This is a genomic window from Tepidiphilus baoligensis, from assembly GCF_012911495.1.
GTDB classification, from domain to species: domain Bacteria; phylum Pseudomonadota; class Gammaproteobacteria; order Burkholderiales; family Rhodocyclaceae; genus Tepidiphilus; species Tepidiphilus olei.
In genome coordinates this window covers 1-13305 of record NZ_JAAAUB010000014.1, presented here as the reverse complement: position 1 = coordinate 13305, position 13305 = coordinate 1, and the positions used below count along the sequence as shown (strand labels likewise).

Genomic DNA, 13305 nt, shown 5'->3' with positions numbered 1-13305 from the left:
TGGACGATCGAACGGATGACTCAGCCTGCCTCGCGCCCGCCGCGCACGTTCAGCCCGCTCGCGAACGCCCTGCGCGCGCTCGCCATGGATGCGGTGCAACTGGCGAAATCCGGCCATCCCGGCGCCCCCATGGGCATGGCCGAGATGGCCACGGTGCTGTGGCGCAAGCACCTCAAACACAACCCCGCCAACCCCCAGTGGTGCGACCGCGACCGTTTCGTTCTCTCGAACGGGCACGCCTCCATGCTGCTCTACGCACTGCTGCATCTCACCGGGTACGACCTCTCGCTCGACGATCTCAAGCGCTTCCGGCAGCTGCACAGCAAAACACCGGGACACCCCGAATACGGCGAGACGCCCGGCGTCGAAACCACCACCGGGCCGCTCGGGCAAGGTCTGGCCAACGCCGTGGGAATGGCGCTCGCGGAAAAGCTCCTTGCCCGCGAATTCAACCGCCCCGGGCACACCCTCGTCGATCACCACACCTACGTCTTCGTCGGCGACGGCTGCCTCATGGAAGGCGTCTCGCACGAAGCCTGCTCGCTTGCCGGCACCTGGAAGCTCGGCAAGCTCATCGTCCTCTACGATTCGAACGGGATTTCCATCGACGGCCAGGTGCAAGGCTGGTTCACCGAAGATACCGCCGCGCGCTTCCGCGCCTACGGCTGGCAGGTGATCGAGGCGATCGACGGGCACGACATGAGCGCGATCGATGCGGCCATCACGCTCGCCAAAGCCGAGACCGAGCGCCCCAGCCTCATCATTTGTCGCACCGTGATCGGCGCCGGCGCCCCCCACAAACAAGGCACGAGCGAGGTGCACGGCGCCCCCTTGGGTGAGGCCGAGATCGCCGCCGCACGCGAAGCGATCGGCTGGCCCTACGGCCCCTTCGAGATCCCCGAAGAGATCTACGCCCAATGGGATGCGCGCACAGCCGGTCGCGAACGCGAGGCCGCCTGGCTGGAACGCTTCGAATCCTATCGCCGGGCCTATCCGGAACTCGCCGACGAGTTCGAACGTCGCGTCGCCGGGCTTTTGCCCTTGCGCTGGCCGGATCTGGCCGACGAGGTGATCCGCGCCACCGTCACCCGGCGCGAGCACATCGCCACGCGCAAGGCAAGCCAGAACGCCATCGCTGCCTATGCCAAGATCCTCCCCGAGATCCTGGGTGGCTCGGCCGACCTCACCGGCTCGAACCTCACCGACTGGCCTGGCGCCCGTCCCGTCACACCCGAGGGAGAAGGCAATTATCTCCACTACGGCGTGCGCGAATTCGGCATGGTGGCGATTGCCAACGGCATCGCCCTGCATCGCGGCCACATTCCCTTCACCGGCACCTTCCTCGTCTTCTCCGACTACGCGAGAAACGCCATTCGCATGGCCGCGCTCATGCGCCAGCGGCAGATCTTCGTGCTCACGCACGATTCCATCGGCCTGGGCGAGGATGGCCCCACGCATCAGCCCATCGAACACGCCGCCTCGCTGCGCCTCATCCCCAATCTCGACGTCTGGCGTCCGGCCGACAGCGTCGAGACTGCGGTGGCCTGGCGCCTGGCGCTCGAGCGTACCGACGGGCCCTCGGCCCTGCTGCTGTCGCGCCAGAACCTCCCCTTCATCGAACGCTCGCCGCAGCAGATCGAAGCGATCGGGCGTGGCGGTTACGTGCTGCGAGAGGCCGAGCGTACCCCCGACCTCATCCTGATCGCCACCGGCTCGGAAGTGTCCCTCGCGCTCGACGCGCGCGGGGCGCTGGCGCAGTCCGGCATCGCCGCAACCGTCGTCTCCATGCCCTGCACACGGCGCTTCGACCAGCAGCCGATCGAATACCGTAACGCGGTGCTGCCGCCGGACGTGCCCAAACTCGCCATCGAAGCCGGTTCGGGCGAAGGCTGGTGGCGTTACGTCGGTGGTCACGGCGACGTGCTCGGCATCGACCGCTTCGGGGCCTCCGCTCCTGCGCCGCGCCTGTTCGAGTTCTTCGGTTTCACGGTCGATCACGTCGTCGCCCGGGCGAAACTGCTGCTGTCGCGCTGATCCCGTCTTTCATCCTTCAAGGAGCGACCCATGAGCAAAATCCGCATCGCGATCAACGGCTACGGCCGCATCGGCCGCTGTACCCTGCGCGCCCTCTACGAGCTCGGCCGGCGCGACGAATTCGAGGTGGTGGCGATCAACGCCTCGGGCGACCTACCCACCAACGCGCACCTCACCAAATACGACACCACCCACGGCCGTTTCCCCTTCCCCGTGGCCACCGAAGGGGACAAGACGCTCATCGTCGACGGCGACCGCATCCCCTTCTACTCGACGAAGAATCCCCTCGAAACCCCTTGGGGCGAACACGGCGTCGATGTGCTGCTGGAATGCACCGGCGCCTATACCACCAAGGAAAAGGCCCGGATCCATCTGCAACAAGGGGCGAAAAAAGTCCTCATCTCCGCGCCCGGTGGCGACGACGTCGACGCCACCATCGTCTATGGCGTGAACCACGGCATCCTGCGCCCCGAGATGCAAGTCGTCTCGAACGCCTCCTGCACCACCAACTGCCTCGCACCGGTGGCCAAGGTGCTCCATGAACACATCGGCATCGAGCGGGGCCTGATGACCACGGCGCACGCCTACACGCTCGACCAACAGCTCATCGACGCACGCCACAAGGATCTGCGTCGGGCCCGCGCCGCGGCGATGAACATCATCCCCACCAAGACGGGGGCCGCCAAGGCCGTCGGGCTGGTGCTGCCGGCGCTCGCGGGTAAATTCGACGGCTTCGCCCTGCGCGTGCCCACCCTCAACGTCTCGCTCGTCGATCTCACCTTCACCGCGAGCCGCCCCACGAGCAAGGACGAGATCAATGAACTCATGCGCCAGGCCGCCGCGGGTCCGCTCCAGGGCATCCTCGCGGTGAATGACGATCCGCTCGTATCCTGCGACTTCAACCACGACGGCCACTCCGCCATTTTCGACGCGACGCAAACCCGCCTCATCGAGGGCACGCTCGTCAAAGTGCTCGCCTGGTACGACAACGAATGGGGCTATTCCTGCCGTATGCTCGACGCCGCCAAGGCGCTCGCCACCTGCGCCTGAGGAGCCGACCATGCGCGTCAAGACCCTCAAGGACGTCGAACTGCGCGGCAAGCGCGTCTTCATCCGTGCCGACCTCAACGTGCCTCAAGACGAGACCGGGCGCATCGTCGACGATACCCGCATCCGCGCCTCCGTCCCGACGATCGAATACTGCCTGCAGCAAGGCGCCGCGGTCATGGTCACATCCCATCTCGGCCGCCCCAAGGAAGGTGCCTGCACCCACGAAGACTCGCTCGCACCCATCGCCGAGCGGCTCTCGGAGCTCCTCGGTCGGCCGGTGCCGCTCATCGAGCACTGGGTCGATGGCGGATTCACCGTCCAGCCGGGTGAAGTGGTGCTGCTCGAGAACGTACGCTGTAACGTCGGCGAGAAGAAGAACGACGAGGCACTCGCGCGCAAATATGCCGCCCTGTGCGACGTCTATGTGAACGATGCCTTCGGCACCGCACACCGGGCAGAAGCCAGTACCGTGGGCATCGCCCACTTCGCCCCCGTCGCCTGCGCCGGCCTCCTCATGGCCGCCGAGATCGAGGCGCTCTCGCGCGCGCTCGAACATCCCAAGCGTCCGCTCGTGGCCATCGTCGGCGGTGCCAAGGTCTCGACCAAGCTCACCATCCTCAAGTCGCTCGCCGAGAAAGTCGACCAGCTCATCGTCGGCGGCGGCATCGCCAACACCTTCCTCCTCGCCACGGGCAAGCGCATCGGCAAATCGCTCGCCGAGCCGGAACTCGTGGTGGAAGCGCAGGCGATCATGGACATGATGGCCGCGCGCGGCTCCGAAGTCCCCTTGCCCGTCGACGTCGTCGTCGCCGACGAAGTCTCGGCGTTTGCGCGCGCCAACCGCGTCCCAGTCGATGAAGTCGGCCCGAACGACCGCATCCTCGACGTCGGTCCCAAGACCGCCTCGCGCTATTGCGACATCGTCGCGCACGCCGGCACCGTCGTGTGGAACGGACCACTGGGCGTGTTCGAATACGACCAGTTCGCCGGCGGCACCAAGATGCTCGCCTCCGCCATCGCGCACTCGGAAGCCTATTCACTCGCCGGCGGCGGCGATACCATCGCTGCCATCAAGAAGTTCGGCGTGGAAAAGGACATCGATTACATCTCCACCGGCGGCGGAGCCTTCCTCGAATTCCTCGAAGGTAAAAAACTGCCCGCCATCGCCGCGCTCGAAGCGCGCTGCGACGGTTGAGCCCTGATTCCGTCCAGGCCGGGAACCTCCTCTCGGCCCGGACGGTCGACGCCGCACCGGTCTTTTCCCGACTCTTCGACCCAAAAACGATGCCCACGCCCGACGAGATCGACGCCCTGCTGCCGCAAACGCAGTGCCGCCGCTGCGGCTACCCCGCGTGCCGCCCCTATGCCGAGGCGCTCGCACGCGGCGAGACCACGCCGAATCGTTGTCCTCCGGGCGGGGAAGCGCTCATCGGTAGGCTGGCGAGCCTGCTCGGCGTACCCGCCACCCCCCTCGATCCCGAAGTCGGCCCACCGCAAGCGCCCCAGGTCGCCCGTATCGTCGAAGCGGATTGCATCGGCTGCACGCTGTGCTTGCAGGCATGCCCCGTGGACGCCATCCTCGGCGCACCCAAGCGCATGCACACGGTGATCGAGGACGAATGCACCGGCTGCGGCCTGTGCCTACCACCCTGCCCCGTCGACTGCATCGTCCTGCTGCCCGTGCCCGCCTTTCCCGAAGCGAGCGCCTCGCGCGCGCGTTTCCTGCGTCGCCAGGCCCGGCTCGAACGCGGCGAGGATCCCCGCAAGCGCATCCACCGTCCACGCGACGAAGACCGGCTCAAACGCACGCTCGTGGCGGCCGCCCTCGCGCGTGCCCGAAGCGGAAAAACGCATGGCTCGACCCCCTGAAACAACGGCCGACGGAACGCAGGCACGGCGCCGCCAGCGCAAACGCCTCGGTGCAGGGGAAGCGGCCGCTGCCGACCCCGCCCCGCCCATGACGCCGCAGGAGATCGAAGCCTTCTTCGAGCGACTCGCCGCGCTCGATCCCCATCCCACGACCGAGCTCGAATACGCCACCCCTTTCCAGTTGCTCGCCGCGGTCGTCCTCTCGGCGCAGGCCACCGACAAGAGCGTCAACGAGGCCACGCGCACCCTCTTCGCCGTCGCACCGGATGCGCGCGCCATGGTGGCGCTGGGTGAAGCAGGCATCGCCCAGCACATCCGCCGCATCGGCCTCTACCGCAGCAAAGCGAAACACCTCTACGAACTCTCGCGCCGGCTGCTGGAGACCACGGGCGGCGAGATCCCGGACGACCGGGCCTTCCTCGAATCCCTGCCCGGCGTGGGGCGCAAAACCGCCAACGTGGTGCTCAACACCCTTTTCGGACACCCCGTGATCGCCGTCGACACCCACATCTTTCGCGTCGCCAACCGCACCGGCCTCGCCCCGGGCAAGACTGTCCGGGCCGTGGAAGAAGCGCTCACAGCGCGCATCCCGCCGCGCTTTCGGCGGCATGCGCATCACTGGCTCATCCTGCTCGGTCGCTATACGTGCACCGCCCGGGCACCGCGCTGCGACGCCTGCCCGGTTCATGACCTCTGCCATTGGCCGCACAAGCCCCCCGGCACTAGGGAGACAAACGATGTTCACGCCCAACCGTGACGAGGTACGGCGATTCTTTGCCCAAGCCTATCGCAAATGGCGCGACAAGCAGCCGCTCGAGCCGATCGAGGCGATGGCCGCCGACGTGATCGCCCTGCACCCGGAGTATTTCCCTCTGCTGGAAGACGAGGCGGCGCTCGCGCGCGATTACACGCCGGAAGACGGCGGCCTCAACCCCTTCCTGCACCTGTCGCTACATCTGGCGATCGCCGAGCAGCTCTCGATCGACCAGCCCCCAGGCATCCGCGCCGCCTGGCAGGAACGGCTCGCCGTGCGTGGCGATCTCCACGAAGCCTTGCACGACGTACTCGAAGCCCTGGGCGAAACGCTACACGAAGCCCAGCGCGACCGCCGCCCTCCCGACAACGCCCGCTATATCGAACGCATCCGCCGTACCCGGCGCTGAAACGCCGAAGGCCGACGGAATGCGGTTCCGTCGGCCTTCGTATGCCCGCGCTCAGGGCGCTCTCAGAGCGGGATGCGATAAGCGTCCTGGGTCATGAGATCGACGCCGCAGGGCAAGGTCTCGATCCAGTCGATGAATCGACGTACCATCTCCTTGCCGACGAAACGCTGCCCGTGCTGCGGCACCAACATTTCGATCTCGATCTGACGCGCCATGTTGGCCCAAAAGCGCAAGATCTTGTTGGAGATCATGTAGCGCTGATGGAAAGCCTGCATCTTGGGGATGTGGCGATCGAAATCCTCCACCGGTTTCGCCGCCTGCTCGTGATCGACCAGCGACACGCCCAAGTCTCCCGAGAAGAGGATCTTGGCGACGGGATCGTAGAACTGGAAATTCCCTTCCGAATGCAAAAAGTGCGCCGGCACGGCGACGAGCTCGCTATTGCCGAGTGGGATGCGCATACCGGGATCGGGAATACCGATGATGCGAGAAGAATAATCCTTGCCCGTGGTGAAGTGGGGTACGAAACGCGTCCACAGCTTGGAGATGAAGACCTTGGCGTGCGTGGTCACCATCCACTTGTTCACCGAAGCGATGATGTCCGGGTCGGCATGCGACGCGAAGATGTAGTCGACGTTCTGCGGACGACAGTAGCGGCTCATGCCCATCAACAAACCAGTATGGGTCATGTTCCCGCCCGGATCGATCAGCGCCGCGTGACCGTTGTCGATGACGAGGAACTGATTGCACTGAACGGCATGATCCCCCTGCTCATCGACCAGGTCGTAGAACGCCAGACAGATATGCTTTCCGTCATTGTATAGTTCGACCGCCATGATCCCATCCCACGGAACGGATATACGAACATTCTACCAAGAAGCGGGGGACTTCACACCAAGAGGCGTGTATTTTTCTGCGAAGCGAGGAAAACCCTCGGGTTCTCCCCTCTTTTCCGGACATGGTCTCCATCCTTTCATGCCATCCTATCTTCGAGGAGAGCTCCATCATGACCTACGACTGGATTCACCCCATGGCTCAGCTCGCACTCGGTCTCGGCTTGACCGCAGTCGCCCTATGGGCAGTTTTCACGGCCATGAAAAACTTGCAGCGTCGCCGAGGGGCACGCACGGGACTGAGCATCGTCGGGGTGATCGCAGTGGGCACGCGCGAGCGCGTCGTCCTGCTCGAAGCCGAAGGCATACGGCTACTGCTCGGCGTCACCCCCTCCTCCATCACGCTACTACAACGCCTGCCCGAACCGCCCACTCCATTCACCGAGCAGCTCAACGCCGCCATCGACGAACGCCGCACTGCACCCCCCTCCCCTGCCACCAGCGAAGGCGAAGGAGCACGCCGATGAGAGCGGAACGGGCGCACATCGCGCTGTTCGGGTTTGCCGCCCTGCTCCTCCCCTCGCTCGCGGCCGCCCAAGGGCTTCCGCTGGCCACGGCCACCCCGGCCAGCGACGGTGGCACAAGTTACTCCCTCACGGTGCAGACGCTGCTGCTGCTCACCGCCCTCACCTTCATCCCCGCCGCAATCCTGATGATGACGAGCTTCACCCGCATCATCATCGTGCTCTCGTTGCTGCGTATGGCACTCGGCACGCAAACCTCGCCACCGAACCAGGTATTGATTGGCCTGGCGCTCTTCCTCACCTTCTTCATCATGGCGCCGGTGGCCGAACGGATCTACGTCGAAGCCTGGCAACCTCTCCAAGCGAACCAGATCGATTTCACGCAGGCACTGGAGCGCGCCGCGGTTCCGACCAAGCGCTTCATGCTCGCCCAGGTGCGCGACAACGACCTCACCCTCTTTGCCGACCTGGCCAAGACGCCACCGGTCGAACGGGCAGAGGACCTGCCACTGCGCGTCATCATACCGGCCTTCGTCACCTCCGAGCTCAAGACGGCGTTCCAGATCGGCTTCATCGTCTTTCTCCCATTCCTGATCATCGACATGGTGGTCGCCTCCGTGTTGATGTCGATGGGGATGATGATGATGTCGCCGGTGATCGTCGCGCTCCCCTTCAAGCTCCTCGTCTTCGTACTCGTCGACGGATGGACCCTGCTCATCGGTTCGCTCGTCAAAAGCTTCGCACTCGTCTGAGGACCCACCATGACCCCCATGCTGATGGATTTCGCTCGCGACGCCGTGATCACGGCCCTGCTACTGAGTGCCCCGCCATTCATCGCTGCCCTGGCCACGGGTCTGCTGGTGAGCATCTTCCAGGCCGCCACTCAGATCAACGAAATGACGCTCACTTTCGTCCCCAAGCTCGTGGCCGTCTTCACCACCCTCATCGTGATGGGCCCATGGATGGGTCAGACGATCACCGACTACCTCACGCGGCTGCTCTCCTCGCTTCCCTCGCTCATCGGCTGAAGATCCGTGAATCGATCATTGCCGGCAGAGAGCGTAGCAAACGCCCGAAAAGCCACGACGAGATCCATCGAGACGGCAAGCGAGGAACGCACGGCGGGCGAAAAAGCACTCTGTCCGCGCAGCACATCCATTCATGGGCCCTGAAGCAATGTGGACGATCACGGAAGCACAATGGTCGGCATGGATCTCCGCTTACTTCTTCCCGGCGGTGCGCATCCTGTCCCTACTCGCGGTGGCGCCGGTATTCTCCAATCGAGCGCTACCCACCCGCATTCGCCTGGTACTGGGGCTGGCGATCACGGTGGCCATCGCGCCGGTACTGCCGCCTGCCCCATCCATTCCGCTCGACTCCTGGCTGATCTATCCGATCATCGCCCAAGAACTGCTCATCGGCATCACCTGCGGCTTCGTGTTGCGCTTCATCTTCGCCGCGATCGACCTGGCTGCCGCCATGGTCGGATTCCAGATGGGGTTGTCTTTCGCGGTGTTCTATAGCCCCACCTCCGGCACCCAGACACCGGTGCTGAACGAATTCTTCGCGGTGGTAGCTACCTTGCTCTTCCTTGCTCTCGACGGCCACCTGATGCTGCTGCATGCCATCGTCGTCAGCTTCGACTGGATTCCCCTCGGCGCCGATCTCGCCCTGCAAGAAGGGATGGCAGTGATGCTGCATTATCCGGTGACACTCTTCGCATTCGCCTTTCTGCTGTCGCTCCCGATCACGGCGGTGGTGCTGCTCACCAACATCGCGCTGGCCATACTCACACGCACCGCCCCCCAGCTCAATCTCTTCGCGATCGGATTCCCCATCACGATCACGATGGGTTTTCTCGCCTTGCTGGCGAGTTTGAGCCCCATGGGAGGGATACTGCAACAGGGATTCGCCGAAGGCATCGAGGCCGTCGGGCAAGTAATCCAGGCATTCGGCGGAAGATGAAAAAGAGGTGGTCGGGGAAAGAGGATTCGAACCTCCGGCCCCTGCGTCCCGAACGCAGTGCTCTACCAGGCTGAGCTATTCCCCGACGTTTTGCGATTCATGCAGAACGATTCACCGCAAAGTCTGATAATTGTAGCAATGATTCCCGGAATTGGGAAGGGGAAAAGCACGCCAGTCGCGCCTTGGCCGCCGTGGCATAGCGCTCGGCGACGCGGCGCGAGACCTCCAGCGCTCCCGTTTCCGCGATCGCCTCGAGCACGGCGGAAAGATGCTCTCTCCCCCCGTGCTCGATGACTTGCCGCACGAGGTCCGCTTGCACCGTCGTGCCATGATGCAGCACGTGCAGCAGCGGCAGGGTCGGTTTCCCCTCGGCGAGGTCGTCGCCCACGTTCTTGCCCGACACCGCCGGATCGGCCGCATAGTCGAGCACATCATCAATGATTTGAAAAGCACAGCCGAGTTCCCGGCCGAAGGCCGCCATCGCCTCCTCGACCTCGGGCGTCGCCCCGGCGAGAATCGCCCCCAGGCGGCCCGCCGCCTCGAAGAGCTTGGCGGTCTTGTATTCGATCACGCGGAAGTAATCCTCGAGCGTGGTCTCGGGATTGCCTTGGTTCATCAACTGCAGCACTTCGCCCTCGGCGATGACATTGGTCGCCTCGGCGAGCACCGCCATCACCCGCATGCTCTCCACCGAAACCATCATCTGGAACGAGCGGGAATAGAGAAAATCCCCTACCAGGACCGCCGCGGCGTTGCCGAAGACGGCATTGGCCGTCTCACGCCCTCGGCGCAGATCGGATTCGTCGACCACGTCGTCGTGCAGCAAGGTGGCGGTATGGATGAATTCGACCACGGCAGCGAGGGTGGCATGGTGCGGCCCGTCATAGCCCAAGGCGCGGGCCACCGCCAAGAGCAGCGCCGGGCGCAAGCGCTTACCGCCGGCGGCGATGATGTAATCGGCGATGCTGCGCACCAGCGCCACATCCGAATGCAGTTCGCGCCGGATCACCTCGTCGGTGCGCGCCATGTCCGGCTGCAGCGGCGCAAGGATCTCCTTGATCGTCGGCGTCATGTTTCCTCGCTACACGGGCGGTCGTCGCCACGCACGACCTTGCCCGGATTGAACAGGTTCTCTGGATCGATCGCTGCCTTGAGCCGGCGCAGCAAAGAAAGCTCTTCCTCGGACTTGTAGCGCGGCAATAACTCGGCCTTGAGGCGTCCGATGCCATGCTCGGCCGAAATCGAACCGCCGAATTCGGCCACGGTGTCGTGCACCAATCCCGAGAGCCGCGGTTCGATGAGCGGCCATTGGGCTGGTTCGATCCCGGTGGGAAAGACATTGTAGTGCAGATTGCCGTCGCCGAGATGCCCGAAACAGACGAGCGTCACGGTGGGCCAATGCCGGCGCAGGCGCGCCTCACACTCGGCGATGAACTCTGGAAGCGCCCGGATCGGCAGAGAGACGTCGTGCTTGAAACTGAATCCCTCGAAACGCTGCGCTTCGGAGGCATTCTCACGCAACGCCCACAACGCCCGGCGTTGCGCTTCATTGGCCGCGAGCGCCACATCCTGCACCCAACCCCGCTCGATGGCCACGGTCATCGCCCGCTCTACCCGCTCTTGCAACTGCGCCCCTCGCCCGGCTTCGGCGAATTCGACGAGCACGGACCATGCCGGAGGTTCGCCCGAAAAGGGCACCCTCGCCTGGGGAATGTGTTTCAATACCAGCTCGAGCGTCGTGCGGCCCATCAGCTCGAACGCCTCGAGCCCCTCGCCCACCGTCTCACGCAGCCAGGAGAAGAGCCTCACCGCCGCGGCCGGATCCGGTACGGCCACCCACGCAGTCACGACTTCGGTGGACAAGGGAAAGAGCTTGAAGGTCGCCGCGGTGATGACGCCCAAAGTCCCTTCCGAGCCCACGAAGAGGGGCTTCCACGCATAGCCGGTGTTGTCCTTGCGCAAGCCTTGGAGCGAAGAAATCACGCTGCCGTCGGCAAGCACCACCTCCAGGCCCAGCACCAAATCGCGCGTCGTGCCGTAACGCAGGACGTGTACGCCCCCCGCGTTCGTCGCGCACACTCCACCCACCGTGGCGCTGCCCTCCGAGGCGAGCGACAAGGGAAACAGGCGGTTCGCCGAACGCGCCGCCTCCTGCACCTCCCGTACCGTCACCCCCGCTTCGGCGACCACGGTGAACTCCTGCGGCTCCAGGCTACGGATTCGGCGCAAACGCCCCAGGTGCAGCACGATCGCCGGGGCCTGCTCTTCGAGCGGTGTCGCGCCGCCCACCAACCCCGTGTTTCCGCCCTGGGGAACGATATGCACCCCATACACGCGGCAATGGCGCACCACTGCCGCCACTTCGTCTGTCGTGGCAGGCTGAACCACCGCCAAGGCTCGGCCGCGATATCGCCCACGCCAGTCGAGAAGGAAAGCAGCCATCTCAGACTCGGCGCAACGCACGTGTGCCTCACCCACACAGCGCGCCAGGGAACGAAGCAGATCGGAAGCGCTCATCGCGCGCTCTCCAGCAATTCGGCAATCTGCCACTCTACCCGCTGTACAGCCGCCTCGCCCTCCTCGATCGCATCCGCTGCGCGGTGAAAATCGAGGATCGACAAATCTGCCACTCGAGGCGAAATCAACACCTCGGGCGGGTCCCCCGCCAAACGTGACTGCGCGATACGCATCTGCATGATGTTGACCGAAGTGGCCAGCACCGCAGCGATCGGCGGCAACGATTCCGCTTGGTCCGCCTCGCCCGAGGAAGTCAACCCCACCATGGCGAACAAGCGGTTCTTCCAGCGTTCCACACTACCGTTACCGTTGGGTAAACGGAAATGCCGCCCCATCCGACTCGATCCCAACTCGACGGCGATGACCAGTTCGGCTCCCAGTGCACGGCATAAGCTCACGGGCACGGGATTGACGAGCCCACCGTCGACGAACCAACGGCCGTGCAGCTTGGTCGGCGTGAACATTCCAGGAAGCCCAATGGAAGCGCGCACCGCTGGACGCAACGGGCCTTCCCGTAGCCAGACTTCACGCCCGGTCGTCAGTTCCGTGGCCACACAACCAAAAGGGATCGTCAATTCATCGAATCGCGACGCGAAGAAATGCTCTGCGCAATAGTCGATCACCCGGTCGCCTTGAAGGGCACCGCCGCGCAGGGAAACGTCCATCAGCGATAGCACATCGACCCAGGAAAGCGATTCTACCCATTGCTGCATGGCATCGAAGCGCCCCGAAGCATAGGCCGCCCCGACGATGGCACCGATCGACGTCCCTGCGATCACGTCGATCTTCACTCCGAGACGACGCAAGGCACGAATCACACCGAAATGAGCCCATCCACGCGCCGCTCCAGAGCCAAGTGCAATACCGATTCGCGACATAGGACGCACCAAAAAACAAACACAAAATGCCAGTTTAGCTCAAGGAAAGGCGCACAAGGGAGACGCTGAAGAAATGAGCGAGCANTGAAGCGCAAGGCGCACGGAGCGCAGCGACCGAGACATATCGAGTGGATAGGCGAGGGAGCGAGCACCGCGCAACGCAGCGATTCGCCCGTGCAGCCAATTATTCAGCGTCTCCCACGAGGTTGACGCAAGAACCCCCTACCGTTTGGCAGGGGGTTTTGGTGTGCGGCGTAGGGGATGTCTGACGCTGACCTACGTTCCCGGAGGCGGAGCTCCAGTATCATCGGCGCGGCGCCGTTTCACGGTCCTGTTCGGGATGGGAAGGCGTGGGGCCGGCGCGCCATGGGCGTCAGACAGTGACGGGGTCACAAGCGGGGCAAGGGGGTGTTGGGTGGGGGTGTGTGATCTGGGGTGCATGGCACGGCTATAGGATCAAGCCGCACGGGCA

At 64.4% G+C, this 13305-nt stretch carries 14 protein-coding genes, 1 tRNA gene and 1 rRNA gene; 10 read left to right on the top strand and 6 right to left on the bottom strand.

The window, feature by feature from the left end; genetic code table 11:
• The first annotated feature begins 15 nt into the window (after nt 1–15).
• The 6 genes from tkt to GV368_RS09050 all read left to right on the top strand — a co-directional run bounded on the left by tkt (nt 16) and on the right by GV368_RS09050 (nt 6116).
• Entirely contained in the window at nt 16–2034 is a 2019-nt protein-coding gene (gene tkt / locus GV368_RS09075; RefSeq protein ID WP_169116304.1) for a transketolase, read from the top strand.
• A 30-nt stretch (nt 2035–2064) separates the two neighbouring features.
• Nucleotides 2065–3084 (top strand): type I glyceraldehyde-3-phosphate dehydrogenase, encoded by a 1020-nt coding sequence (gene gap / locus GV368_RS09070; protein ID WP_169116303.1) that lies wholly within the window; start codon nt 2065–2067, stop codon nt 3082–3084.
• A gap of 10 nt (nt 3085–3094) precedes the next feature.
• Entirely contained in the window at nt 3095–4279 is a 1185-nt protein-coding gene (locus tag GV368_RS09065; protein ID WP_169116302.1) for a phosphoglycerate kinase, read from the top strand.
• On the top strand, nt 4276–4953 hold the full coding sequence (locus GV368_RS09060; protein WP_206673371.1) for an RnfABCDGE type electron transport complex subunit B: 678 nt from the start codon (nt 4276–4278) through the stop codon (nt 4951–4953). Before GV368_RS09065 ends, GV368_RS09060 begins: the two co-directional genes overlap by 4 nt.
• 88 nt (nt 4954–5041) lie before the next feature.
• Nucleotides 5042–5710, top strand: coding sequence for an endonuclease III (gene nth / locus GV368_RS09055; protein WP_169116322.1), 669 nt, complete (start codon nt 5042–5044; stop codon nt 5708–5710).
• Nucleotides 5691–6116, top strand: coding sequence for a DUF1841 family protein (locus tag GV368_RS09050; RefSeq protein WP_169116301.1), 426 nt, complete (start codon nt 5691–5693; stop codon nt 6114–6116). The genes nth and GV368_RS09050 overlap by 20 nt, the downstream gene beginning before the upstream one ends.
• 62 nt (nt 6117–6178) lie before the next feature.
• Here the strand turns inward: GV368_RS09050 and GV368_RS09045 are convergent, their stop codons facing one another.
• Nucleotides 6179–6952, bottom strand: a complete 774-nt coding sequence (locus GV368_RS09045; protein WP_169116300.1) for an oxygen-binding di-iron domain-containing protein — start codon at nt 6950–6952, stop codon at nt 6179–6181.
• Between the two features lie 170 nt (nt 6953–7122).
• On the opposite strand from GV368_RS09045, the gene GV368_RS09040 reads away from it, so the two are divergent.
• The 4 genes from GV368_RS09040 to fliR all read left to right on the top strand — a co-directional run bounded on the left by GV368_RS09040 (nt 7123) and on the right by fliR (nt 9438).
• Nucleotides 7123–7476, top strand: a complete 354-nt coding sequence (locus tag GV368_RS09040; RefSeq protein ID WP_169116299.1) for a FliO/MopB family protein — start codon at nt 7123–7125, stop codon at nt 7474–7476.
• Entirely contained in the window at nt 7473–8225 is a 753-nt protein-coding gene (gene fliP / locus GV368_RS09035; RefSeq protein WP_142811178.1) for a flagellar type III secretion system pore protein FliP, read from the top strand. The genes GV368_RS09040 and fliP overlap by 4 nt, the downstream gene beginning before the upstream one ends.
• Nucleotides 8226–8234: 9 nt before the next feature.
• Complete coding sequence (gene fliQ, locus GV368_RS09030; protein WP_142811176.1) at nt 8235–8501, top strand: flagellar biosynthesis protein FliQ; 267 nt, start codon at nt 8235–8237, stop codon at nt 8499–8501.
• Nucleotides 8502–8634: 133 nt separating this feature from the next.
• Nucleotides 8635–9438, top strand: a complete 804-nt coding sequence (gene fliR, locus GV368_RS09025) for a flagellar biosynthetic protein FliR (RefSeq protein WP_169116298.1) — start codon at nt 8635–8637, stop codon at nt 9436–9438.
• 8 nt (nt 9439–9446) lie between these two features.
• On the opposite strand, the gene GV368_RS09020 is transcribed toward fliR, so the two are convergent.
• The 5 genes from GV368_RS09020 to rrf all read right to left on the bottom strand — a co-directional run bounded on the left by GV368_RS09020 (nt 9447) and on the right by rrf (nt 13211).
• Nucleotides 9447–9523, bottom strand: a tRNA-Pro gene (locus GV368_RS09020).
• Nucleotides 9524–9535: 12 nt separating this feature from the next.
• Nucleotides 9536–10510 carry an octaprenyl diphosphate synthase gene (gene ispB, locus GV368_RS09015; RefSeq protein WP_169116297.1) on the bottom strand — a complete coding sequence of 325 codons (975 nt, stop codon included), beginning with the start codon at nt 10508–10510 and terminating at the stop codon, nt 9536–9538.
• Nucleotides 10507–11955, bottom strand: coding sequence for an FAD-binding oxidoreductase (locus GV368_RS09010; RefSeq protein ID WP_169116296.1), 1449 nt, complete (start codon nt 11953–11955; stop codon nt 10507–10509). The genes ispB and GV368_RS09010 overlap by 4 nt, the downstream gene beginning before the upstream one ends.
• Entirely contained in the window at nt 11952–12833 is an 882-nt protein-coding gene (gene rssA, locus GV368_RS09005) for a patatin-like phospholipase RssA (RefSeq protein ID WP_142805115.1), read from the bottom strand. The genes GV368_RS09010 and rssA overlap by 4 nt, the downstream gene beginning before the upstream one ends.
• Before the next feature lie 263 nt (nt 12834–13096).
• A 5S ribosomal RNA gene (rrf, locus tag GV368_RS09000) occupies nt 13097–13211 on the bottom strand.
• Between the last annotated feature and the right edge of the window lie 94 nt (nt 13212–13305).

What these genes read in the sequence shown, in the direction of transcription:
- GV368_RS09040 (WP_169116299.1), top strand. Translation starts at nt 7,123, where the DNA reads ATGACCTACGACTGGATTCACCCCATGGCTCAGCTCGCACTCGGTCTC.
- ispB (WP_169116297.1), bottom strand. Translation starts at nt 10,510, where the DNA reads ATGACGCCGACGATCAAGGAGATCCTTGCGCCGCTGCAGCCGGACATG.
- fliP (WP_142811178.1), top strand. Translation starts at nt 7,473, where the DNA reads ATGAGAGCGGAACGGGCGCACATCGCGCTGTTCGGGTTTGCCGCCCTG.
- GV368_RS09065 (WP_169116302.1), top strand. Translation starts at nt 3,095, where the DNA reads ATGCGCGTCAAGACCCTCAAGGACGTCGAACTGCGCGGCAAGCGCGTC.
- nth (WP_169116322.1), top strand. Translation starts at nt 5,042, where the DNA reads ATGACGCCGCAGGAGATCGAAGCCTTCTTCGAGCGACTCGCCGCGCTC.
- fliR (WP_169116298.1), top strand. Translation starts at nt 8,635, where the DNA reads ATGGGCCCTGAAGCAATGTGGACGATCACGGAAGCACAATGGTCGGCA.
- gap (WP_169116303.1), top strand. Translation starts at nt 2,065, where the DNA reads ATGAGCAAAATCCGCATCGCGATCAACGGCTACGGCCGCATCGGCCGC.
- rssA (WP_142805115.1), bottom strand. Translation starts at nt 12,833, where the DNA reads ATGTCGCGAATCGGTATTGCACTTGGCTCTGGAGCGGCGCGTGGATGG.
- tkt (WP_169116304.1), top strand. Translation starts at nt 16, where the DNA reads ATGACTCAGCCTGCCTCGCGCCCGCCGCGCACGTTCAGCCCGCTCGCG.
- GV368_RS09050 (WP_169116301.1), top strand. Translation starts at nt 5,691, where the DNA reads ATGTTCACGCCCAACCGTGACGAGGTACGGCGATTCTTTGCCCAAGCC.
- GV368_RS09010 (WP_169116296.1), bottom strand. Translation starts at nt 11,955, where the DNA reads ATGAGCGCTTCCGATCTGCTTCGTTCCCTGGCGCGCTGTGTGGGTGAG.
- fliQ (WP_142811176.1), top strand. Translation starts at nt 8,235, where the DNA reads ATGACCCCCATGCTGATGGATTTCGCTCGCGACGCCGTGATCACGGCC.
- GV368_RS09045 (WP_169116300.1), bottom strand. Translation starts at nt 6,952, where the DNA reads ATGGCGGTCGAACTATACAATGACGGAAAGCATATCTGTCTGGCGTTC.